This is a genomic window from Runella zeae DSM 19591 (genome assembly GCF_000423565.1).
Classification (GTDB): Bacteria; Bacteroidota; Bacteroidia; order Cytophagales; family Spirosomataceae; genus Runella; species Runella zeae.
The window spans coordinates 157,410-179,596 of the sequence record NZ_AUIF01000010.1 but is presented as its reverse complement, the minus strand read 5'-3'; the positions used below and the strand labels follow the sequence as shown (position 1 = coordinate 179,596).

Here is a 22,187-nt window from a genome sequence, read left to right as displayed (position 1 = left end):
GCCATTAAAGGCTAGGTATTTCATCCATCGAAAGCCCCGTTATTTCGTGTATTTCTATTGCTGACATTCCTCGTTCTTTAAGTGAAAGGGCTATTTCTCTTTCTCTAGTAAGTTTCCCTTCAATTACCCCTTGGCTTCTCCCGTCATCAAATGCTGTTTCACGTGCATAATCAAACACGGCTTTATTGTCCCTGAAGATTTTTAAGCTAGCTTGATATTTTTCTAAATCAGGTAAGCGCATATTGGCAATCTCGGCTTTTTGGAAAGCTTTTTCAAATACCTCGTCTCTAAAAATGGAGGGAATTGTTTGGAAATCTTCTAGGTTTTTAATGAAGTACAACCATTTGTCTAATCGAGTGGTAAGCTCGGCTTCACTTTTCGAAAAATTAGGCATCTCAAGGTAGATATAAGTCAACTTTTCGTAGAAAACCTTATTGTTTTGGTTTTTCAATCGAACAGTATGAACCACTTCACTACGTTCGGGTTCGCTTTCGTAATCGTCAAAAGTGAAGTCTAATATCCCAATACAGTAAACGGCTTTTAAATTATAGCTCCAGTATCCTTTTTCGGCCTGTTCTTGAATAGGAAAGGTTGAGTAATAAATCGTTCGATCAATGAAATAATTTTGCTTTGCCTTTTGTAATTCAACAATAAACTTCTCGCCTCGGTCATTTTCACAATAAATATCATAAACAGCCTTTCTATCAAACTCAGTCAAACCAAGGTGTTCGGTATTTTTGAAGGTCAAGTCAATAATTTTGCTCTGTTCGGGTAAAAGCGCATTCAAGAAATCAATTAGTAAAGGTTTACTTGCATCTTCACCAAATATTTTCTTAAAACCGAAATCAGTGTAAGGATTTATGTATTTTGCTTTCATAGTCGTCTGTGGTAGTTGTACAAATTTACAAAAAACAACTTGCAATCTAAATGTCAGTTTATTAAACCAAATTCATGAAACGTTACTGTAAAATTTTAATTAGTTTGTTCATTTTTATCAGTTGTCAACGTGCCAACAACGCCCCCAAACACAATCCCTATTTTTCGTTGACGGACACCACGGAGGTACGCCTATCAAACAGTGTTTGGGAAGAAATTCTGGACGACGGCGTCTATACCGTCACACGGGAGGGCTCTACTGAGGCTCCTTTTACTAATGAGTATCATGATTTTAAAGGCAAAGGAGACTACCACTGCGCCGCCTGTGGCAATTTGCTTTTTCATTCGGCCCAAAAATACGACAGCGGTACGGGTTGGCCCAGTTTTTGGCAACCTGCCACACCTAGTTGCCTTTTATACAAACGAGATTTTTCAGAACGAGAAGAGCGCATAGAAGTGCGGTGTAGGCGGTGTAATGGGCATTTAGGCCACCTTTTTTACGACGGTCCTTCGCCCACTAGACAACGGTATTGCATGAATTCGCTGGCGTTGAAGTTTGTGGAGGTGCCATCAACAGAGCAATGAAATGTCTTTTATTATTCACAAAAAAAGCCGCTCCAAAGGAACGGCTTTTTTTTACCAAGCTTCTCTAAACCTTCAAAATTCTTAAATTTCTACTTCTTGTTCTACGTGATTGCCATTGCCGTTGGCGGTGCCATTTGAGAATGAATAGGCAGGTTGCTCGGCTGGCTTTTTGCTCAAACGAGCCTTCAAACGTTCTACTATCCAGTACATTGTGGGTACTACAAGTAGAGTAAGGGTCGTGCTGAAAATCAAACCGTAAATGATGGTGTAAGCCAATGGTCCCCAAAACAAGGCACTAAAACCTCCAATGAAGATTTGGGGATTGAACTCCGTAAACAACGTCACAAAGTTGATGTTCATCCCTAACGCCAATGGAATCAAACCTAAAATACAAGCCGAAGCGGTGAGCAACACAGGGGTCAAACGAGCCGCTCCTGCTTCGATAAGTGCTTGACGAGTAGGGTATCCACGTCCTTTGAGCTCGTCCGTAAACTCAATCAACAAGATACCGTTTTTAATTACAATCCCGGCCAAGGCAAAGATACCAACCCCGGTCATGATGATAGACATGGTTTTGCCAGTAACCATAAATCCTAAGAACACCCCAATCAAACTAAACAATACCGTAAAGAAGATAATGAATGGCTTGCTGGTAGAATTGAATTGAGTTACCAAAATTAAGAAAATCAACAAGATAGCACCCAAAAATGCAACACTTAAAAATTGCATTGATTTCATTTGTTCTTCTTGCTCACCTCCTAAGCGGATATTGTATCCTTGTGGGATGTCGAGGCCGTCCACTACGTCTTTGATTTGTGCATTGACATCGTTGGCATTGAAACCTCCCAATACATCTGATGACAATGTCACTACGCGTTCTTGGTCTTTGCGGTTGATACCACTGTAGGTAGTGGCATAGCGGATGTTTGTGAGGGTACTCAAAGGAACTTGGCGCAATACCCCACCCAAATTCATATCACGATACACCACGTTCATACTCAAAAGCTTTTCAATCTGATTGCGATCACCTTCTTTCAAACGTACCATGATAGGATAATCGTCTTTATCATCGCGGAATTTTGAAACCTCTGTTCCAAACAAAGCTCCTCTTATCTGCAAAGCGATTTGAGCTGTACTGATACCTTCGCGGGCGGCTTGTTCGCGATCGATATCAATGATGATTTCAGGCTTGTTCAATACCAAATCTGACTTTAGTTCTTCAATTCCTTGGATACCAGATTTGATAATCGCATTCTTCACAGTAGCGGTCACATTGACAAGCTGGTCAAAATCCTCACCTGCAATCTCAATCGTTACGGGTTTTCCGGTTGGAGGTCCATTACTTTCAGGCTCGGCGGTGACTTGAGCACCAGGAATCCCTTTTACTTTTTCCCGAACTTTAGCCAAAATATCGGAAGTCGAAACACCATGATGTACCCGCTCTTCCACACTCTTAAACGCCACGGTGATTTTTCCTTTGTGCGGTACCACGGTGCGGTCGGGGTTGAAGGGGTCTCCTGCGTTGATACCAATGTTGGTAATAACAGAAGCTACTACGGGACTGTTTTTGCCAATGACACTATACACGCGGTCTTCTAGTTGCTTCATGACCTCGTTGGTTTTTGAGGCATCTGTTCCTTGGGGCATTACACAATAAACGTATACAAAATCTGGGTCACCACTTGGGAAGAAGACGGATTTGGGTGGGAAGGCTCCCATCAATACAAACGTTCCGATCAACAATCCAATGACCGCCGCGAATACTCCGTACGGACGCCGCCCCGTAATAACCCAAGCGATGAGTTTCCGATAGCCATTTTTAAGACGAGGAAACACATTCTCTTGGAATGGTACGATGATGTGAGGTGTGAGGATATAGTGATTGAAAATATACAAAAGTGTGATGAGGGCAAGCAAGTTGCCGATACCGAAATTGATAATATAACCCACAATCGATACCCCTGCCAAAATCAGAACAGGTTTGAGAATCGCTCTGAAAGATTTGTCTTCATTGGCGTGTTCTTCTACTCTTTTGAGAGAGGAGGATGCAAACACAGGGTTCATGACATAGGCTACAAACAACGACGCAAAAAGCGTAATAATGAGAGTCAATGGTAAAAATTTCATGAATTCACCCACAATACCCGGCCAGAACAAAAGGGGTAAGAAAGGTGCAATCGTAGTGAGTGTACCCGACAATACTGGTACAAATACTTCGCCCGCCGCATACGAAATCGCCTCATTACGAGTGAGTTTTTTGTCTTCATTATAAACGCGGTGAGCGTTTTCGATAACCACAATCGCGTCATCTACCACAATCCCTAGCCCTAATAAAAAGGCGAAAAGAACGATAGTGTTGAGGGTAAAAGTGATACCCGTAGCCGAAGCAATCACTGGAAACAATACAAATGCTACCAACGTAGAAAGAGGAACCGAAAGCCCTACGAAAATCGCATCTTGGACTCCCATAAAAAACATCAACACCAGTACCACGAAGATAAAGCCCAAAATAACCGTATTGAGCAAGTCGTTTAGCTCTACTTTGGTACGTTCGGAGCTGTCGTTGGTCAAGCTGATTTTAAGTCCATCAGGGAATTTTGTTTCTTCGTATTTTTTCAAAATAGCCTTGATTTCATCGGCTGCCGAAATCAGGTTTTCGCCGCCGCGTTTGATGACGTTAAGGGTAATTACCGTTTTTCCGTCCAAACGTGCGTAGCTTTGTTTTTCGGCAAAACCGTCTTTTACTTCGGCAATCTCGGCCAAGCGGAGAGTAGCTCCTGTAGAAGAGCGAACAATGATATTTTCTAACTGACGAGCATCTTTAAACTCACCCACTACGCGCAGGTTTCGGCGGACATTGTCAACGTTGAGCTCTCCACCCGAGACATTGATATTTTCTCCCTGAATCGCATTTTGGATTTCATAAAATGATACCCCCGCTGCTTGCATTTTATACAAATCCAAGTTGATTTGGATTTCGCGGTCGAGCGCTCCTACGATGTCAACACGCGTGATTTCAGGCAACGACTCGATTTCGTCTTTCAATTGTTCCGCATAGTCTTTCAATTTTTTCAACGAGTAGTTACCTGCCAAGTTAATGTTCATGATTGGAAACTCCGAGAAGTTTACTTCCTGTACCGCAGGGTCTTGCTTGCGGTCGGTGGGGAGATCTACCAAGGCTTTGTCAACAGCATCAGCTACACGCTGCTTGGCTTCTTGAGCTTTGATGCCGGTCGAAAACTCAACCGTAATAAGAGAAAAATCTTGAATCGAATTGGATTTGATTTTTGTAACGCCACTCGCCGCTTTGATTTGCTTTTCGATAGGTTTGGTAATAATCGTCTCAATATCCGAAGGGCTAGCACCCGGATAGATTGTCGATACAATCACCGTGGGAACGGCGATTTCGGGAAACTGCTCTTTGGGCATGGTGAAATATATAAACAAGCCCGCCAACGAGATAATGGCTGTAAAGAGATATACCGTAGTCTTGTTTTCTAAGCACCAACGGGTAATTTTAAAGTCTTTTAGGGTTGTCATAACCTTACGGTTTAGGTTAATCGTTGTTAGTTAATGGCTAGCCGTATCTTTGAGATAGCCAAAATTAACGAATAACAATTAACGGTTTGTTAGAAACTAATTGCCTGTCCATCCACTAAATCCTGATAACCTTCCGTCACAATCAAATCTCCAGCTTGGAGTCCTTCCATGATTTCGATTTCGCCGTTATATGACACTCCCGTTTTTACTTTACGAGCTTTTGCTATTTTTTTGTTGCCTTCGGTCTCTGCTACATATACGACATCTCCAAATTCGGTGCTTTGAATATAATTTTGAGGAATCACCAAGGCGTTGGATTTGTTGATGTCAGCGATGTTTAATACAGAAAGCATATTGGGCTTGATATCACCGCTTGTAGGAATCGAGGCTTCAATTTTGAAGGTACGATTGGCGGGGTTTACGAGCTTACTAATAAACGTAATACGAGCGTTGATTTCGCGATTTAAATCAGGCAAAAGCACCTTTACCGCATCTCCCATTTTGATATTGCTCACGTATACGTCAGGCACATTGGCAGTAGCTTTGAGACTTCCAAGGTTTACAATGCTTGCAAGAGGCATACCCGGAGCGGCTATTTCGCCTGTTTTGGCCATTACTTTCTCTACTGCACCACTGATAGGAGCGTATACATTATACATGTCTATTTGGGTATTCAATACCGCCAAGTTTTTTTCCAAAGACTCTTTATTGTTTTTGGCTTGTAAGTACTGAATCTCCGTACCGATTTTTTGATCCCAAAGTGATTTTTGTTTTTCAAAAACCGTGTTTGCTAGTTCAAGTTGTTGTTTGAGAGCGGCGATTTGGTCCATCAAAATTGCATTGTCTATCTTCGCTAACAGCTGTCCTGCTTTTACACTTTGGCCCTCTTTTACGTATACCGTAGTATAAGTCCCCGCCATACGAGGAGTGGCTGTGGCCGTGTTTTTGGTTTCGACAGTACCCTGAATTTCAATAAAACTTTTGAAGTTGCGGGTTTGAAGCGCAGTCGTTACCACGGGCATTACTTTTTCGGCAGCCTTCATAGTGGGGTCGGCGGCCTTGAGTTCGGCTTCAAGAGTGGCTATCTTTTCAGTGAGTGTTTTGGCTTCGGCTTTCAATTGGGCCAAGGCTTCTTTTTTTTCTGCTACTGTATTGGCTTTCTTTTCGCCTCCGCAGGCAGTTATGAGCAATGTGGCTGTTAATAAAAGAATGTATTGTGTTTTCATAATGACGATATGGTTTTGATTTTCTGTCTCTTATGTTTGAAAAAAGTTAAAGCTTTTCCAAGACAGACGATTTTTAGTAGTTTAATTTCCCTTTGGCTTTGTCTAAGTCTATTTTTGCCAAAAGCAAATCATAGAGTGAGGCAAAATAATTGGTTTGCGCTTCTTTGAGAGCCGACTCTGCATTGATAACCTCAATGTTTGAGCCTGTTCCTGATTGGTATTTGATTTTAGAGACCCGCACTACTTCTTGGGCCAAATCCAGATTACGCTTTTGAGTTTTGAGGGTTTCGAGGCCATTCAAAATCGTAATGTTAGCACTACGGATTTGTAAATCAATGGATTGCTCTACCAAGCTCAAACTCTGTTTTACTTTGTCAACGGTAAATTTTGCTTGTTGGATTTTGTATTTTTTTGCAAAACCGTCAAAAATTGGAATGCTGATATTAATTCCAATATTTGAGTTGTTGAACCAAGGAGAGCTAAACAATTCTGAAAATTTGTTACGACCCGTGTTGTACCCATAACCCGCAAAAGCAGCTACTGTAGGATAATACCCCCGCTTGTTGTTTTCTACATCCATTTCAGAGAGTAGTAGGTTACTTTTGAGGATGGAGTAATCGATACGTTGGTCATAACTGAAAGGAGTGCTGTTTTCGGCTTTTACATCTGATTCGATGCGGGCTACCTCGTTTTCGTTGATGCGGTCGGTAAGTTCGATTGCTTCATCTAGCTTCATACCCATCTGAAATTTGAGCATGTAGTAGCTTAAATCTACTAGATTCTGAACCTTAGAACGTTCCGTTTTGAGGTTGTTGAGCGATACTTCCAAACGATCTACATCGAGTTTTTCCACAAATCCTTTTTGGTTCATAGCACTCATTTCGCGAGTGAGGCTATCCAAACGTTGGATATTCAAATCCAAAAGTTTAGCTCTTTCTTCGGCTACTAAAACACTGTAATAAGCTTTTGCGACATTTTCGGCTACTTGAATCTTGGATTGTGTTACGTTTTTAATAGCCAACTCTCGATAAGCTTGTGCTGCTTTTAGTCCCAGCAACCATTGAGCGTTGAAAATGATTTGATTGAGCTGAGCTGCGGCCGTGCCAGAGTATTTTACACCAAAGGGAATAGCCACTGGAGGATCATCAGCCGAACCTCCCACAAATGCGGCTGGTAGAATCGCCTTTTGGATAATTAAGTTGTCTAGAATGTTTACGGATGCACTTACTTGTGGCAACCCCACCGACCGAATCTCACCGATGCGCGATTCGGCGCTTTGTGCGTCGGTTTGGGTATTTTTGACGTTGATGTTATGCGTTATGCCATATTGAATAGCTTCTTGAAGACTATAACGCGTTTGGCTGTAGGCAGGAAAGAGAGGTAACAGAAGCATTACCAGCCATTTCCATTTGAGTTGAAGGTGTTGCATATAATGTTTGAGAAATTGGATTGTTAAGAAATTGGGCTGTTATTAGAAGATGTATAGTGGTTTGATAATCATAGTTTTAGAGGAAGTTAAGTAGTGAAACAATTTAAGATAGCTGTTAATAGGTACTTTTATTGTTGAATAAGTGAGCGGTAGATTGGGGTAAGGTAATGTGTGTTTTGTTGTATTCTTCATACAAAATCAGTCCCTCATCCGTAACGATACCTCGCAAAAAATGGTCAAGCAGCTCAAGCTGAGTCTCTAAAGGATTGAATTGACCCAGTGGAAAAATGTAAGGGTCAAGACCCATTTCGATTTGTTCGAGGCGTAGGCGTGCAATCACTTCTATGTTGATATCGGCGCGGTAAAGCCCCATTTCAATGCCTTTGTTTAGATTACGGCGGATTAAGTCAAGTACAAATCCTTTTTTGTATTGTGAAAACATATCCCAAGCTTGGGGATAATACTTCTTAATGTCAAAAATCGCCGAAGGATTCAATCCTGACATCGTTTGGCGCATCATTTCGGCCCCCATTACCGCTTCGGCGATCGGATTAGGGGCTTCGTTGTGGATTTGTTCCGAAATAAAATGGTCACATTCAAAATGATGTTTTACTCCCGCACAAACCATCGAATTTTTGTCTTCAAAATGCTGATAAATGGTCTTCTTCGATATTCCTAGTTCTCTAGCAATATCGTCCATTGTTACACTCTTTACCCCAAACCGAAAAAACAGTTCTTGGGCTTTTTCAAGGATTCTTTCTCTCACTATCTATTTTCACTTTTTTTAGATGAAAACTTTGGAAACTACAAGAAAGTTCAAAGTTTCCAAAGTTTTTTTGTGACTTTATTCAAAGATAATATTTGGAGAAAGGGCTGTTAATAGGCCAAATATTTACTACAAATAAAATATTGTACACTGACAACGGTATGTCAGTAGTGATTGGCTCAAAGAAAAAAACTTTTAAAAACGCCAAAATAGCGATTTGAGGGGTTTTTGCTTTGGTACTTTTTTAAGAAAAAATTGTTTTTGCTGTTTCTCTTAAAATAAGTATTACAAATGTAAATGCAGTGCTTTAGGTAGGCTATTGAAATAGTGCGAACTGGGAAAAAAAGCGGACAAAAGGGAAGAATCAGGGTATAAAAAAGAACAAGAAGAGTTTAAAACTCTTCTTGTATCTGTGGCTCCGCTTTGATTTTGTTGTTTTCTTCATCTACAAGTCGGTTAATTTCTTTGATAACTTCAAAAAATATAACCAATTTTTCAAGGGGGATTTGTTCTCGTAGCATCGTATTGAAAGAAATTACTCCTTCGCGAGCCATATCCCGTTTTATCCGACCTTCTTCGGTCAAAAATACTTTTACAAAACGTTTGTCATTTTCATCGATTTCGCGCCTAATCCAGCCTTTTTCTTCAAGGGTTTTAAGCGTTCGGGTAAGGCTGCGAGGTTCCATCCCAATCGAAGGACCAATCTTGGTAGCAGGAGTACCGGTTTCGGTATCAATATTGAGGAGCACATACCCGATAGCCATCGTCATCCCATAGCGACGCGAAGCGTAGGTGTTGTACATGCGTGAAATAGCATGCCATGCCCATTTGATGTGAAAGTCAACAGTTTTTTCTTTGCGCATTGCCTATATTGGATGTCAAATGATATGTCTTAAAGTTAATAAAAATATACTATTAGCTTCAAGAAAGTTGACACAGATCAACTAGGCAAATATAGTTCTTAATCTTGATATGTTTATATAGCGTTTAAGTAGTTAAGACTTTACGCTTTGATAAATATTGACGCATCACTCTGCCAATGATCATACCACCAATCATCCCAGGCATAATCCAAGTGGCAATATACACACTACTAGGTGCCTCAGGAAAAACATAGCGGACATTGACCAACGCAAAAGCCGTAAATGTAGCGATATAAGAGCCTCCCATACGCTCAATATGAATAAAAAACCACTCTTTGGAGCCATATTTAGCAGAGGAGGGTTGGAGGTATTTCCGAAAATCGTAACGGGCATTGGTACCGCTAAAAATCCCAAATACAATGAAGAGAATACCCATCATATCAAAAGTTTGTTGGGCGAGACTTCGAAAAAGCAAGCTACTCCCGTAGGTAATCATGGCTAGGGCAGTAATAGCCATAAGTCCCGAAATACCCCAATCATACCAACGGGTGGGTGTTCCGCTGCGTTGTTTTAGGGATCTTTTACCCGTAAAGCATAAGTAAAAACTAAAAATAGCAATACCTGTCAAAAACAATCGGCCGTCGTTGAGTGGGGAAATGACTACCAAAAGCAATGCTGTAATAGCCACAATGACCATAGACCAGTAATAGATGAGGCCGGTGACGTTGTGGAGGCGCCCTCCTTTCTTTGAAAACATAGGGATAAGTCCTACGGCAAGTGCTACAAAACCAATGAATACGTGTAAGAAAATGAGAAAAGGTTTCATGTCTGTAAAGGTTTAAAATGATGAACCAAATCTCGTGAAGAGAGAAGTATAAAACAGGGGATTTCTGATGAAGCTACATCAGGGAAGAGTCAGGAATCAGAAGAAGAGGTTGAAGCGGGATCGCAAAAGAGGGTTTTATTGCTTAAAAACTTCTTTTATAAATAGCTAGATGCAAACTCATGGCAAGCACTGCTTAGGTTGGCTATATCTTCGGTGGTATGCCAGGCGCTGAGTACAATACGAGTATTGGCTTTGTCGGTAGGTTTGGGGTAAGAAAAGCTATAAATGAGGATATTTTTCTCCAGTAAAAAAGAATACAACTCATCGTGAAGGGTATAAAAAACAGGGTAATTGTCTATAAAAGGAAAAAGGGACAGTGATTTTACGGACGACGAAAACTGCTGCAGGTTTTGTTGTAATTGAAGATAAGCTGCTTCGTACAAAGAGGTAGCATGAAGGTAGGCATATAAATTGGTAGGAGCGATAGGTGAACAGCCGCCAAAATAGGCCGAATAACGAATGCGCTGTAGCGTATCACTATCCGAAAAAATCACTCCCCCTGCCAACCCCATCCCTTTAGCTAAAGAGGCCGTAACGATTTTTCGGATGTGAGGAAGTTGTGGGAGTTTTTGCCAAATACCTTTGCCTTCGTTGCCGCTGACCCCAAGCCCGTGAGAATCGTCTACTACCAAAACAATGTCGTGGGTATCAGGAAGCTGATATACCCATTCAAAATCATAAGATCTTCCGCGTAGAGCATCTACGGAATTGGTGACAATCGCCACTTTGGAACCTGAAATAGCCGCCAATATTTGAGTAATAGACTGACTCCATTCTTCAAAAGAAATGGTAGGGATTTCTACTTGAGGCACATGCCAAACCGCAGGATGGGCATCAGGCGAATACACAAAGGTGTAGCCCTCAAGCATGAGTTGGCGAATGGTAGCTTGGCCAGCCAACATCCCCGACGATAAAGTCAAAGCTTGGGGAGCATACGCCCAATTTGCTAATTGATGCTCAGCTTTTTCGTAGATATCCAATTGTAAATTGCCATTACGAGAACTGCCATATACGTTTCCATAATCATCCACGCCCTCTTTGATAAGTGCCTGAAAGTGGGGGTTTTGGGGGAGACCCAAATAAGAGGTGCCACTGAAATAGAGGTATTCTTTCCCCTCAAGTAAAATAGTGCGATTGGGAAGATGAGTTGTTTGATAGAAGTGGTTCACGTTCAGAGTTTTGCCTATATGATAGTTTTTAAAGAAGCCCCTGTGCCATTTTCGTTGGCAAAGATTATTTTGCCATTGTCAAAAGTGACTCCCGTGGCGGGGTCGTTGGCGATGAGTAGTGTGCCATCCATGTCTACATAGTCTAGCAGGGGCAACAAGTGAGCAATTGCCGAAATCCCCACGCTACTTTCGTTCATACATCCTACCATTGTTTGCATTCCTAGGCTTTTGGCTTCTGCGAGCATCCGACGGGCTGGAGTAAGCCCACCGCATTTGGTGAGTTTTACGTTTACTCCATGAAAATACCCTTCACATTTTGCTACGTCGCTTTCTACAATACAACTTTCATCAGCAATGCACGGTAATGCACTTTTAAGGTATACTTCTTTCATCCCCTCCCAATCATGAGCGGGGAGTGGCTGCTCGATAAATTCTATCCCCCATTTTTTAAGTTCAAAACTATATTCTATGGCTTGGGGGGCATTCCACGCACAATTGGCATCCACTCTAAAAACCGCATCTGTGTGTTTTCGTAGTTCTTTGATAATCTCCAAATCATGAGTAGTACCAAGTTTTATTTTATAAAGCGGCCAAGGAAATTCGCTCATCTTGGCAATCATCTTATCAATACTGTCTATCCCAATGGTATAATCAGTAACGGGTATTGAGTCTAGCGAAAGGCCCCACGCATCATATAGTTTTTTCCCTTGTTTTTTTGCCCATAAGTCATGCGCTGCTTCATCGAGTGCGCATTGCGCAAAGGGATTGTCTGACAAAAAGGGGTGAGTATCTTCCCATAATTGTTCGGGAGATGATAGCGAATGGTTTTCGATAAGTTCACGTATATTTTCCAACGCACTTATCATGCTATCGATAGTGATACCATAGTACTTGTTGGACGTAGCTTCTCCAAACCCGCTGAAGGCTCCATCTTTTAATTCAACAATAAGCGTAGGCTGTGAATCGCGCGAGTCGTGAGCGATGGTGAAAGTATGACGAAGGCGTAAGTCGAATTGATGAAAGAAAAGTTGCATAGCAATAATATAAAAAGCCTACCCAAGGATAGGCTACAAGGTCAAATACAAACTTAGTATTATTTTAATAAGTCGAAAAGCCGGGTGGGCAAATGATGGAGTAAAAAGTATAGCTTATCGTAATCGACGTGTAATAATACATGTCTTTGGTGGTTGGATTTCCTAGCTGGGTTTTTTGCGATAGAGGAACATTACTCCCCAAATCATCTAAATAGTCTGTAAACAGCTTACGAGTTCCAAACTCAAACTCTAGGCTCCAGGGACGTTTAAATTCCCATTTGATACCAGCACCAAAAGGAATATTGAGTTGGGTGGTTTTATAATCACTTGTTTTGGTACGAGGCTTGAATTTGTAAAAGCCCAATCCTCCAAATAAGTAAGGAGTCCAATTTTTGGCCTTTCTTTTCTGGCTATAATTCAAAAAATTATACTCCGTAATTAGACTTCCTTCTGTAATACGGGATCTAAAAGAAGCATTTCGCGCTTGATTGAAAGGATCTGATGAGCGGCTGTCTTTGGCCCCAGTGATACCCAATGTCCCGCCTGCTCTCAGCGATACCGAGGGACTGATGTTGTAGCGAAAAAAGGCGTGTCCACCTGGCAAGTAATTTTGTACATTAAAAGCAGGTGATAGGTCCCCTTTGTAGTTAAACCCGCCTAAACCAGCACCTATATTGATACGTTGAGCGATTGTTCCTAAAGAAAAGGCTCCCCACAGGAAGCCAATAAAGAGGATTTTTATGCTATACTTCACGGTTTTATCTCGTCTCTTTTGGTGATTATCAACGAATAGGAGGACACTTTATTTTACTCGGTATCACGTAGCTAACCGTAATACTAGACAAAAGATATTGATCTTTGCGAGAAGAACTACCTCTATAATCACCTTGTTGATACCCACCTAAAGGTTCGGCAAAAGGATCGACTGAGGGGTCAGCATTTGGTTGGGTGATTCTCCTCACCATTTCAGTACGATCTTTGCCGGTACGTGCTGATACACGCTCTAAGGTACGATTTGACATGGCACGAGCCAAGTCGTTTTTGAGGACATTAGGATCTGGATATAGACCACCTATATCATCAAGATAATCAGAACCACTGAAGCGAAACCCGCCTTCAAAACTGATGTTCCAGTGCTCGTTGTATTTCCACGAAAACCCTAACCCAAAAGGAATAGAGTATGTGACCAATGAGTACGGCTTGGCATAGCCAGGCTGTCCTTGTCCTTCGGTACCTAATGGTTGGAGGGCGACCCACTCATTATTAAAAGGTGCTTCTTTAGGGCTTTTGGCTTTAGGATTATGCGCCGCGACAGCGATTCCACCAAACAAATAAGGCGTAAAAGTAGCTCGTCGATTAGGGCTACGGCCATCCCCTCTGAGTTTATAGATACCCACTAAGCTGAGTTCTTTAACATCGTTACGGAAATGTAAGTTGCGTACATAAAAACTAGGGTGGGGCTCTCCTCCTCGATTGTAGTATTCGTCATCTCCCGCAATACGTGCCCACGTAAGACCTAGCCGAGCTGCCAAATGAGGTGTAAAATGCCTGGTATAGCCCGCATTTACATTCCAACGCATCATCTTAAATACAGTCCTAACGGGAGTGCGATAAGGCGCAAGTTCGCCCATATACGAAGCCGTACCTATACCAAAATTGACGGTAGAATATTGTTCAAAAAGATTTCGTCGACGGCGCTGGGCTTCGGACGTGTACGTCAATAGTAGCGTAAACAACACAGAACCTAAAAATACTTTGACTTTCATTCGCTTTACTGATTGATGCGTGACTTTTGCTTTCAACGCATAAATGAACACATTTATTGAATACCCCTACAAAAATTGCGCCGAGAATTAATTTCGGGCATCCAAACCCCAATGTAGTTTTGTACGTAATGTCTCCACAAAGTTATCTTGGTTGAGTTTGACCAGACGGGCATTGAAATTTTCTCTTTTTACCATCAAGGTCACAGTTTCGTCTACGATTCGGAAGCGAGAATCAAGAGATACCAGAAAATTGCTGCTACGACTTTCTACCCTAAAACTTAATTTACTAGCATCAGGGATAATCATGGGGCGCACGTTGAGATTGTGAGGGCTAATAGGGGTGATAATGAAAATGTTGTTGGTCGGTAATACCACCGGCCCTCCACAGCTTAACGAATAGCCTGTAGAACCAGTAGGAGTAGACACAATCAGACCATCAGACCAATAGGAGTTGAGAAATTCCCCATCTAGATACGCATGAACGGTAATCATTGATGACGTATCGGTTTTGGTAATGGTAAAGTCATTGAGGGCAAAATTGTAATCTTCAAACAAATCTGCGCTTGAATGCAGGCTCACAAGAGTGCGATCTTCGATTTGAAATTGTTGATCAAAAAAAGATTCAAGGGCTTTTTGGATACTAGCGGGTGATACCGTAGCCAAAAAACCCAAACGCCCCGTATTGAAGCCCAGAATAGGAATTTGACGAGAACGAGCCTGCATGACACATTCAAGCAAAGTACCATCTCCCCCGATACTAAAGATAAAATCAGTGTCGGGCGCTCCGTGGGGGTGAAGATAGGTTTTTTTAGAATAGGAGTTAATACCTACGCTTTGAAGAAATGAATAAAACGAAGACGAAATCGAAACTTCGACCTGTTTTTGATGGAGATTATCAAACAGGGTTTGTACAAAAGGTGCCGTCTCTAAGGCAAAATTACGTCCATGAATGGCGATTTTCATCTTTATCGCTTCGGGGATAGATTTGGACGCAAAGGTATGATATTACTCTTTCAAACAATGCGTTTGCGCACAATCTCCTCGCAAAAGACTCTTTAGAACAGCCATTGGGTATTAAAATGATAAAACTAAAAAAACTTGTTGTGGCCTGATACAAAAGAAAAAGCTCCTTGAGCGGCTAGGTTTCTAAATATCTCATCAATAAATCCAACCGATGACGATCTGGACTATCAAAAGGAGTACTTCCAAATACGTTTTCGACGGTGTACCCAAAACGTTCGAGTGTAGCTACTACTGCCGAAACTTCGGAGTGGTTGAGCTTAAGGGTTAGGGTAGCTTGGTCGAGTGAGCCGTATTCTGAACCAGAAAAATAAGTGCTTATAATTTTAGTATTATTTGATTCAACAAGTCGGCTAATGTCGGTCAATGAATAGTCGCGGTTGGCCATTTTCAGAACTACAATAGCCCCTGTCTCTTGGCTACCAAGTAACGTGGCAAACTTAGCCATCATATCACTGACCAGAATAGTACCCGCGTATAGATTGTCTTCGTCCAAGACGGGTACTGTATCAAGCTGATATCGATTTGCAATTCCTATCACTTCATAGATATGCTGAAATAGATTGGCATGGATAGGATTAGGAGGTAAGTTTAGCTCCGAAAGTGTTTGTGTATCGTCAAGAAGGTTTAACAAAGTATCCTCACTTAGCAAGCCTTTGTAGATTTCTTCATCTACTAAAGCGAGCTGTCTTGTACCGTATTCGTCCATTAAGTCAACGGCTTGCCCTACTGAGTCAAATGGTCTCAGTATCGGGGTGGTAGGGTTGATGAGTTCTTCGGCAAGCATGGGTGATAAGTGTTTTTTTTGAAAACTTAGAAAAGTTATTTAAAGTTTCCAAAATTATGGAGTGAATTCTTTGATATTAAGCGCATTTTAAATTTTGACTTACAAAAATCATACCTTATGTCTACGAAAAATCTATTTTAAGATTATAAAAACTACATTTTGATAATGACAAATTCGACCCTACGATTGCGTTGACGCTCGCTTTCCGAATTGCCTTTTGTGACGGGGCGCGTTGGCCCCAAGCCTCGCGCTTCTATGCGGCTTGAATCGATTCCTTTACTCACCAAATATTTTTTGACGGCGTTGGCACGATTTTGGGAAAGTTCCACATTTTTGTCAAAATCTCCAAGATTGTCAGTGTGCCCTTCTACTCTGATTTCCATATTTGGATTTTCCTTCATCAACCCCAACAAATTGTTAAGCTCAGCAGAAGAGGCAGGAAGAAGGTCATACTTTGCGACATCAAAATAAATATTGTTGAGTGTAATCGCTTCACCTACTGCAATCGGAGTCAACAAAATATCGTTGCTTATTTCTTGGCCTCCTTTGGTTTGAGTCAAATCAAAAGCTCCATTGGCCGGGAAATACCCTTTGGCAGACGCAGAATAAGCATATTTGTTGCCCGCATCCAAGCTGATTTTGAATTTCCCCGAACTTGCCGATAGTTGCATAGAGTCTAGCCCGTTGTTTTCACTTGGAACTATATAGCTAATTTTAGCTGCAATCGGAGTTTTGGTTTTGGCATCTATGATGTTTCCTTTTACCGTCACTAAAGTTAGGGCGGGTGTTTCGACAGCAGGCGGTGGAGGAGTAGTTTGTGGCTTTTCCACCACTACAGGTGGTTCTTCTTTTTTAGCTTCGGGTTGGGGTTTGGGCGTGGCAGGAGGGGGCGTTTTGGGGTTTCGGATGTGAATTCCATAAAAATTCCAAAACTGCTGAGAGCCACGGTCATCGCCTTCAAACATATCAAAAACTTCAATACCGGGGTCAAGACGTCGAAAATAAACCCTAAATTTTACTTCCATCCCGGGCTTGACTACCAAAGTATCAGGACTAATAGGAATCCCTTCAGCTCTTACAAACCGAAATTTTTTGGTGGCATCACCGGGTTTGTAGAGACGACTGCGTGGGTCGATATGTATCCACTCAGTAGAAGTGCCTCGTTCCATCAAACCCCTAAACTCAGGAAAAACTTTGTAAAGTTCTTCCATATCTCGGCCACCTCGGCGATTAGAAATACTGCGCGTATTTTTGTAGGTGAAATGCATAATGGTGTAACTATCAGTGAGTTCTACTTTAGTGATAGTTACATAAGCCTGAGATTGCCGCTCTACGTAAGGACTAAGAGTCGTGATTTTTTGGGAAAAAGCCCCAACGACCATCAGGCAAGAAATGGCAAATGAATAGAAAATTCGTTTCATGGTCAAAAGGAGTAATTACTCTCTCGCCCAATAACGCGACTGGCAAGTGATTAGTGCGAGCAGTTTGTTAAAAATAGTTAATAATCGGCCTTTCAACATTCCTTTTGACCAATTACCTAAAAATTATTGAATTTTTCAAATCAATAATTAGATATTTGTCTAAATACTTAAATAAAATGAATACACTTTTTCGGGCATTGAATGACCCAACCCGCCGCCAAATCCTAGAAATACTGCGTGAGGGAGACCTGACCGCAGGCGAGATTGCCGAACGTTTTGAAATGACTAAACCCAGTATCTCGCATCATTTGGATTTGCTCAAACAAGCGGCGTTAGTGGTGGCCGACAAACGTGGGCAATTTATTTATTATAGCTTGAACACTACTGTTTTAGATGAATTAATGTCTTGGATTTTTAACCTCAAACAATCATGAAAAAGAACCTTGCCCTTTGGACTTGGGGTGTAATTGCTGCCCCTCTTGTGTATTTGGCTTTTGTCTGGAATCAGCTGCCCGCTATAGTCCCGACTCATTTTGGGCCGAGTGGCGAGCCTGATGGATTTGGGCCAAAATGGACGTTGATGATTTTGAGTGCGATTTCGGTTGGGATGTATTTTTTTATGAAATATGTTCCTAAAATAGATCCTCGCCTCGACCAAGCTCAGCTTTCGAAGCACTATCCTAAACTTATATTACTTATTCTAACTTTTTTGAGTGCTGTACACGTGTTGGTAATTCGGTCGGCTATCCAAAGAGTAACCGACGAACTGTTCATTAACTTGATATTTGTCGGGGTGTTTTTGTTGTTGGCAGGAATCGGCAATTATCTCAACAATATCAAATCAAACTATTTTGTAGGAATACGTACCCCTTGGACTTTAGAGAGCGAATCGGTTTGGCGCAAAACCCATCAAACGGGCGCTCGTCTATTTTTTGCCATCGGTATTGTAGGGGCGTTAGTGGTGGTATGGCTACCTGGAGTTTGGAAGATTGTCTGGACAGTAGGCCTTACGATGCTGACTACGTTTGGTTTGTTGATTTATTCGTATGTGGTATACCGCCAAGAGAAAAGTAATTAAACTTGATTCATTCAAATGTCGTACTCATGAACTCTAAATTCAAATATTATTTTCTCCTCCTCACATTTTTAGTGAGTTGGTCGGCCTCTTCTCAAGAGCTATACGAAGGAACGCTAACTACGCTGAAAGTGGGGTTGGAGCTTAATGCAGCTAATGGGGAGGCTCTCCTTTATATTCCTGAGCAGGGGGTGTTTGCGCATGATATTCAAAGCCCTGTTTTCCGAAATGATAGTTTGATTGCTGATTTAAAGGCTTTTAATACAGTATTGACGGGAAAAATAAGCGATAATACTTTTGAAGGAAGCTGGAAACAAAATGGCTATGGAATGCCACTCAAACTTCAAAAAGTGGCTAGTTTGTCTTTTTTGAAGCGTCCGCAGCATCCTGTTGCTCCTTATCCCTACGCGGTAGAAGACGTAAAATTTACGAATGTTGACAAATCAATTACGTTTGGTGGAACTTTTACTTACCCGTCTATCAATCATCCCTTAACTACGGTGATTTTGATAAGTGGGTCGGGACAGCAAGACCGCGACGAAACTATCTTTGGGCATAAGCCTTTTTGGGTACTTGCCGACCATCTAAGTCGCAACGGATTTGCAGTTTTGAGGGTCGATGATAGAGGCGTGGGGCAAACCACAGGGGCTGTAGGTACGTCGGCTGATTATGCCAAAGATGTGCTTGCGGCTATGGCCTATCTCAAGACTCGCAAAGAAGTAAATCCCCGAAAAATAGGCTTGATAGGACATAGTGAGGGAGGAGTGATTGCGCCTATGGTAGCGCAAGAATCCAAGCAAGTGGCTTTTATGGTATCATTGGCGGGAGTGGGAGTGAAAGGGTATGATTTATTGCTCCAACAAAACGATGATATGTTGAAAAAAACAGGAGTGGGAGAGGCTTTTAGGGAACATTATCGGTCGCTCAATTCGGCCTTGTATGATGTAATACTTCGTAATTCTTTAGAAAATGACCTCAAAGATAGCTTGCAAATCGCTTTCGATAATTGGCTCCAAAAACAACCCGACGCAGTGCTAGGGCAAATGGGATTTAAGAGCGAAATAGGTAAAAAATCAGTAACTCGGCAATTTGACACGCTCAATTCCAAATGGTATCGTTATTTTTTAAAATACGACCCACAGCCCGTTTTGACCCAGCTCAAAATTCCGGTATTGGCACTCAATGGCGGCAGTGATTTGCAAGTGTCGGCCAAAGAAAACTTAGCAGGGTTTGAGAAAGGGCTGCAAGCGGCTGGCAACAAAAACTTTAAAATAGTAGCGCTGGCCGGGCTCAATCACCTCTTTCAGAAATGCCAAAAATGTACCGTTGCCGAATATGGCCTTTTGGAAGAAACCTTTTCAACGGAAGCGTTAGACCTCATTACGGATTGGCTCAAAAAACAGTAAAAGCTATTTCAGAAATCCATCCCATAGTAGCTTGAGCGCCACAATAATAAATACTAGGCCCGTGGCGATGTTGATATAGTGAATCACTTTGACCGTAATCATTCCCCGCAGGCGGTGCGCATAAACAGCAAGTGCAGATTCGGTACCGCCTACGCCTATGAGACTCATTCCAAAAAACAAAATCATTTCGCTCAGGTCGTAGCGGCCTTTGGTACGGAGATAAGTAGCAATGGCCGCCCACGACATAAAATTGACGGGATTGAGGGCATTGAGGGCTACTCCTTTGAAAAAATATTTGAGATGGGAGCGGCGACGGCTACGGTCGTCGCTGTGAGGTTTGGGCTCTAAAGAGGGGATTTTAAAGAAATTTTTGATACCCAATATTACCAAAAAGACAATCCCTATGGCACTAACCCACTTATCAAAATGACTGATTTGAGGTAAAAAAGAGGTTCCAAAAATAGCGGTAAATATAAAAAATGCATCGCTTGCTACTACTCCCAAGGCGATTTGGACGCCGCTCCGGTAGCCTCGTTCGATGCTAGTTTGAATCAATGCAAAAAAAACAGTCCCAAAAGTAAGACATAACAAAATCCCAGCAATGAGACCATATAAAGCGGCTAAAAACATGCTATAGGTTTATCATTAAAAACATTAAATTCCTCTCAAACGGGCTACTTTTAGCAAACCCATGACACTCAACGAATCGGTGATTTCGGAGCGCATCACCATCTCAATGGCTTCTTGGAGAGGGATACGAGCTACATGGAGCTGCTCGGTATCTTCGGGCTGTTGTTGGGCTTGGGTGAGGTCTTCGGCTATGTACAAAAAACCTTCCTCATCGCCTACGGAATTGGAAAGGTGTACACGGGCGATTTTGGTCCATTTGGCGGCCACTAAGCCCGTTTCTTCCAAAAGCTCCCGTTTGGCCCCTTCGAGCGGGTCTTCGTTCATGGGGCCGCCTCCTTCGGGGATTTCCCACGAATATTCTTCTAATGGATAGCGATATTGGCCTACCAAATAAGTATAACCTTGATCGTCGATAGGGATTACTCCAATGGCCTTGTTTTTATAGTGAACTACGCCATAAATCCCCGGACCCCCACTGGGATTGAGTACTTCTTCGTGTCGGACTTGAATCCACTTATTGTCATATACTACATTGGAAGTCAGGGTTTTCCAAGGATTGGTATGGTCAAAAGGTAATGACATAATCGTAAAAATGAGTAATTGCTTCTAAATAACTTCGTAACTTTGGGCTTCATCACCCCACTTGAAAAGCTGTGCAAGTTAGCCAAAAATCTAAATTTCGTTGGATAATCGTTTCCCTTACTCTAAGTATTGTCTTGATGATTATTAAGTTTGGGGCCTATTATCTGACTCATTCCAACGCCATATTGAGTGATGCTTTAGAATCTATTATCAACGTTATTGCGAGTGGTTTTGCTTTTTATAGTATCTATCTTTCATCTCAGCCCAAAGACCACGACCATCCCTATGGGCACGGTAAAATCGAATATTTTTCTTCGGGTTTTGAAGGGGCTTTGATTATCATTGCGGGCGTTTGGATTGCGGTCGAAGCTATCCAACATTTTATTCATCCCCAGCCTATTCAGCACTTAGATTGGGGTGTTTGGCTTATTTTGTTAACGGTGGTTCTTAACGGTGGAGTGGGTTATTATCTTCAAAAAGTAGGCAAGCAGACCCGTTCGGAAGCGCTGATTGCGGACGGCAAACACCTCATGACCGACAGCATAAGTAGTGTCTTGATTTTGGTAGGATTAGGACTTTTGATGCTCACAGGACTGCAATGGATAGATAGTGCTGCTTCGCTTGTATTGTCGATGATTATATTTTATAATGGATTTAAGCTTATAAGGCGGTCGGCGGCAGCCCTCATGGACGAAACCGACCCCGAATTGATGGAGCACATAGTAGAGCTAATCAAAGATCACAAAAAGGAGTATTGGATAGACGTGCACAATATGCGCATTCAGAAGTATGGTTCTGATTTGCACATCGATTGCCACTTGACTTTGCCTTATTATTGGGATTTAAAACAAGTACATGAAGCGGTACACGAATTTGAAGATGCACTCGAAGCTGACGCCGAAGGAAATGTAGAGCTTTTTATTCATGCCGACCCTTGCTTGCCAGCTTGCTGCAAGTATTGCCGGGTGGCGGAGTGCCATGTGCGTACCAAGGCATTCAAAAAGGATATTGATTGGAGTATTCACAACCTCGCCAAAAATCAGAAGCATTTTGTGGAGGTAGAGTAGGGTAGAGGATTTTATTTAATTTTTTTAATAAACTTTTTAGGGTTTAATGGGTTGTAATA

Annotated in this window: 21 protein-coding genes; 5 read left to right on the top strand and 16 right to left on the bottom strand. The window is 41.9% G+C overall.

Going from position 1 to position 22,187, the window contains the following annotated elements:
• Nucleotides 1–4: 4 nt before the first annotated feature.
• Nucleotides 5–877, bottom strand: coding sequence for an Rpn family recombination-promoting nuclease/putative transposase (locus tag G563_RS0102880; RefSeq protein WP_028663974.1), 873 nt, complete (start codon nt 875–877; stop codon nt 5–7).
• A gap of 74 nt (nt 878–951) precedes the next feature.
• Between G563_RS0102880 and msrB the strand changes: the two genes are divergently transcribed.
• Nucleotides 952–1,461, top strand: a complete 510-nt coding sequence (gene msrB, locus G563_RS0102875) for a peptide-methionine (R)-S-oxide reductase MsrB (RefSeq protein WP_028663973.1) — start codon at nt 952–954, stop codon at nt 1,459–1,461.
• A gap of 81 nt (nt 1,462–1,542) precedes the next feature.
• Here the strand turns inward: msrB and G563_RS33575 are convergent, their stop codons facing one another.
• From G563_RS33575 to G563_RS0102805, 13 genes are all read right to left on the bottom strand, one after another.
• Nucleotides 1,543–5,001: an efflux RND transporter permease subunit gene (locus tag G563_RS33575; protein ID WP_229598430.1), complete on the bottom strand. Its 3,459-nt coding sequence runs from the start codon at nt 4,999–5,001 to the stop codon at nt 1,543–1,545.
• 89 nt (nt 5,002–5,090) lie between these two features.
• A complete protein-coding gene (locus G563_RS0102860; RefSeq protein ID WP_028663972.1) occupies nt 5,091–6,227 on the bottom strand; it encodes an efflux RND transporter periplasmic adaptor subunit in 1,137 nt (378 codons plus the stop codon).
• A 73-nt stretch (nt 6,228–6,300) separates the two neighbouring features.
• Nucleotides 6,301–7,656 carry a TolC family protein gene (locus G563_RS0102855; RefSeq protein WP_028663971.1) on the bottom strand — a complete coding sequence of 452 codons (1,356 nt, stop codon included), beginning with the start codon at nt 7,654–7,656 and terminating at the stop codon, nt 6,301–6,303.
• A 115-nt stretch (nt 7,657–7,771) separates the two neighbouring features.
• Nucleotides 7,772–8,422 (bottom strand): TetR/AcrR family transcriptional regulator, encoded by a 651-nt coding sequence (locus G563_RS0102850; protein WP_028663970.1) that lies wholly within the window; start codon nt 8,420–8,422, stop codon nt 7,772–7,774.
• Nucleotides 8,423–8,814: 392 nt separating this feature from the next.
• Nucleotides 8,815–9,285, bottom strand: a complete 471-nt coding sequence (locus G563_RS0102845; RefSeq protein ID WP_028663969.1) for a MarR family winged helix-turn-helix transcriptional regulator — start codon at nt 9,283–9,285, stop codon at nt 8,815–8,817.
• Between the two features lie 124 nt (nt 9,286–9,409).
• A complete protein-coding gene (locus tag G563_RS0102840) occupies nt 9,410–10,111 on the bottom strand; it encodes a DUF2306 domain-containing protein (protein WP_028663968.1) in 702 nt (233 codons plus the stop codon).
• A 155-nt stretch (nt 10,112–10,266) separates the two neighbouring features.
• A complete protein-coding gene (locus tag G563_RS0102835; protein WP_028663967.1) occupies nt 10,267–11,340 on the bottom strand; it encodes an aminotransferase class I/II-fold pyridoxal phosphate-dependent enzyme in 1,074 nt (357 codons plus the stop codon).
• A 14-nt stretch (nt 11,341–11,354) separates the two neighbouring features.
• Nucleotides 11,355–12,374 carry a dipeptide epimerase gene (locus tag G563_RS0102830; RefSeq protein ID WP_028663966.1) on the bottom strand — a complete coding sequence of 340 codons (1,020 nt, stop codon included), beginning with the start codon at nt 12,372–12,374 and terminating at the stop codon, nt 11,355–11,357.
• 64 nt (nt 12,375–12,438) lie between these two features.
• Nucleotides 12,439–13,128, bottom strand: coding sequence for a type IX secretion system protein PorG (gene porG, locus G563_RS0102825; protein WP_229598429.1), 690 nt, complete (start codon nt 13,126–13,128; stop codon nt 12,439–12,441).
• A 28-nt stretch (nt 13,129–13,156) separates the two neighbouring features.
• Entirely contained in the window at nt 13,157–14,140 is a 984-nt protein-coding gene (locus tag G563_RS0102820) for a hypothetical protein (RefSeq protein WP_028663964.1), read from the bottom strand.
• 87 nt (nt 14,141–14,227) lie between these two features.
• Entirely contained in the window at nt 14,228–15,103 is an 876-nt protein-coding gene (locus G563_RS0102815) for an NAD kinase (protein ID WP_028663963.1), read from the bottom strand.
• Nucleotides 15,104–15,278: 175 nt separating this feature from the next.
• Nucleotides 15,279–15,947, bottom strand: a complete 669-nt coding sequence (locus G563_RS0102810) for a CBS domain-containing protein (protein ID WP_028663962.1) — start codon at nt 15,945–15,947, stop codon at nt 15,279–15,281.
• A 152-nt stretch (nt 15,948–16,099) separates the two neighbouring features.
• A complete protein-coding gene (locus G563_RS0102805) occupies nt 16,100–17,368 on the bottom strand; it encodes an OmpA family protein (protein WP_051210721.1) in 1,269 nt (422 codons plus the stop codon).
• Nucleotides 17,369–17,544: 176 nt separating this feature from the next.
• On the opposite strand from G563_RS0102805, the gene G563_RS0102800 reads away from it, so the two are divergent.
• From G563_RS0102800 to G563_RS0102790, 3 genes are read left to right on the top strand one after another with little or no spacing between them, the layout of a single operon-like run.
• Entirely contained in the window at nt 17,545–17,802 is a 258-nt protein-coding gene (locus G563_RS0102800; protein WP_028663960.1) for an autorepressor SdpR family transcription factor, read from the top strand.
• On the top strand, nt 17,799–18,446 hold the full coding sequence (locus tag G563_RS0102795) for an SdpI family protein (protein ID WP_028663959.1): 648 nt from the start codon (nt 17,799–17,801) through the stop codon (nt 18,444–18,446). Before G563_RS0102800 ends, G563_RS0102795 begins: the two co-directional genes overlap by 4 nt.
• A 26-nt stretch (nt 18,447–18,472) precedes the next feature.
• Complete coding sequence (locus G563_RS0102790; RefSeq protein ID WP_028663958.1) at nt 18,473–19,849, top strand: alpha/beta hydrolase family protein; 1,377 nt, start codon at nt 18,473–18,475, stop codon at nt 19,847–19,849.
• Nucleotides 19,850–19,852: 3 nt separating this feature from the next.
• Here the strand turns inward: G563_RS0102790 and G563_RS0102785 are convergent, their stop codons facing one another.
• A complete protein-coding gene (locus G563_RS0102785; RefSeq protein WP_028663957.1) occupies nt 19,853–20,479 on the bottom strand; it encodes a LysE family translocator in 627 nt (208 codons plus the stop codon).
• 24 nt (nt 20,480–20,503) lie between these two features.
• On the bottom strand, nt 20,504–21,061 hold the full coding sequence (locus tag G563_RS0102780) for an NUDIX domain-containing protein (protein ID WP_028663956.1): 558 nt from the start codon (nt 21,059–21,061) through the stop codon (nt 20,504–20,506).
• 71 nt (nt 21,062–21,132) lie between these two features.
• Here G563_RS0102780 and G563_RS0102775 point away from each other — a divergent pair, with 71 nt between their 5' ends.
• Nucleotides 21,133–22,128 carry a cation diffusion facilitator family transporter gene (locus G563_RS0102775; RefSeq protein WP_037325822.1) on the top strand — a complete coding sequence of 332 codons (996 nt, stop codon included), beginning with the start codon at nt 21,133–21,135 and terminating at the stop codon, nt 22,126–22,128.
• The last annotated feature ends 59 nt before the right edge of the window (nt 22,129–22,187 follow it).

Bases quoted from the DNA above. Each gene is read 5' to 3' on its own strand.
- G563_RS0102785 (WP_028663957.1), bottom strand. From the start codon at position 20,479: ATGTTTTTAGCCGCTTTATATGGTCTCATTGCTGGGATTTTGTTATGT.
- G563_RS0102855 (WP_028663971.1), bottom strand. From the start codon at position 7,656: ATGCAACACCTTCAACTCAAATGGAAATGGCTGGTAATGCTTCTGTTA.
- G563_RS0102810 (WP_028663962.1), bottom strand. From the start codon at position 15,947: ATGCTTGCCGAAGAACTCATCAACCCTACCACCCCGATACTGAGACCA.
- G563_RS0102815 (WP_028663963.1), bottom strand. From the start codon at position 15,103: ATGAAAATCGCCATTCATGGACGTAATTTTGCCTTAGAGACGGCACCT.
- G563_RS0102830 (WP_028663966.1), bottom strand. From the start codon at position 12,374: ATGCAACTTTTCTTTCATCAATTCGACTTACGCCTTCGTCATACTTTC.
- G563_RS0102780 (WP_028663956.1), bottom strand. From the start codon at position 21,061: ATGTCATTACCTTTTGACCATACCAATCCTTGGAAAACCCTGACTTCC.
- G563_RS0102845 (WP_028663969.1), bottom strand. From the start codon at position 9,285: ATGCGCAAAGAAAAAACTGTTGACTTTCACATCAAATGGGCATGGCAT.
- msrB (WP_028663973.1), top strand. From the start codon at position 952: ATGAAACGTTACTGTAAAATTTTAATTAGTTTGTTCATTTTTATCAGT.
- G563_RS0102880 (WP_028663974.1), bottom strand. From the start codon at position 877: ATGAAAGCAAAATACATAAATCCTTACACTGATTTCGGTTTTAAGAAA.
- G563_RS0102790 (WP_028663958.1), top strand. From the start codon at position 18,473: ATGAACTCTAAATTCAAATATTATTTTCTCCTCCTCACATTTTTAGTG.
- G563_RS0102820 (WP_028663964.1), bottom strand. From the start codon at position 14,140: ATGAAAGTCAAAGTATTTTTAGGTTCTGTGTTGTTTACGCTACTATTG.
- G563_RS0102800 (WP_028663960.1), top strand. From the start codon at position 17,545: ATGAATACACTTTTTCGGGCATTGAATGACCCAACCCGCCGCCAAATC.
- G563_RS0102840 (WP_028663968.1), bottom strand. From the start codon at position 10,111: ATGAAACCTTTTCTCATTTTCTTACACGTATTCATTGGTTTTGTAGCA.
- G563_RS33575 (WP_229598430.1), bottom strand. From the start codon at position 5,001: ATGACAACCCTAAAAGACTTTAAAATTACCCGTTGGTGCTTAGAAAAC.
- G563_RS0102860 (WP_028663972.1), bottom strand. From the start codon at position 6,227: ATGAAAACACAATACATTCTTTTATTAACAGCCACATTGCTCATAACT.
- G563_RS0102805 (WP_051210721.1), bottom strand. From the start codon at position 17,368: ATGAAACGAATTTTCTATTCATTTGCCATTTCTTGCCTGATGGTCGTT.
- G563_RS0102795 (WP_028663959.1), top strand. From the start codon at position 17,799: ATGAAAAAGAACCTTGCCCTTTGGACTTGGGGTGTAATTGCTGCCCCT.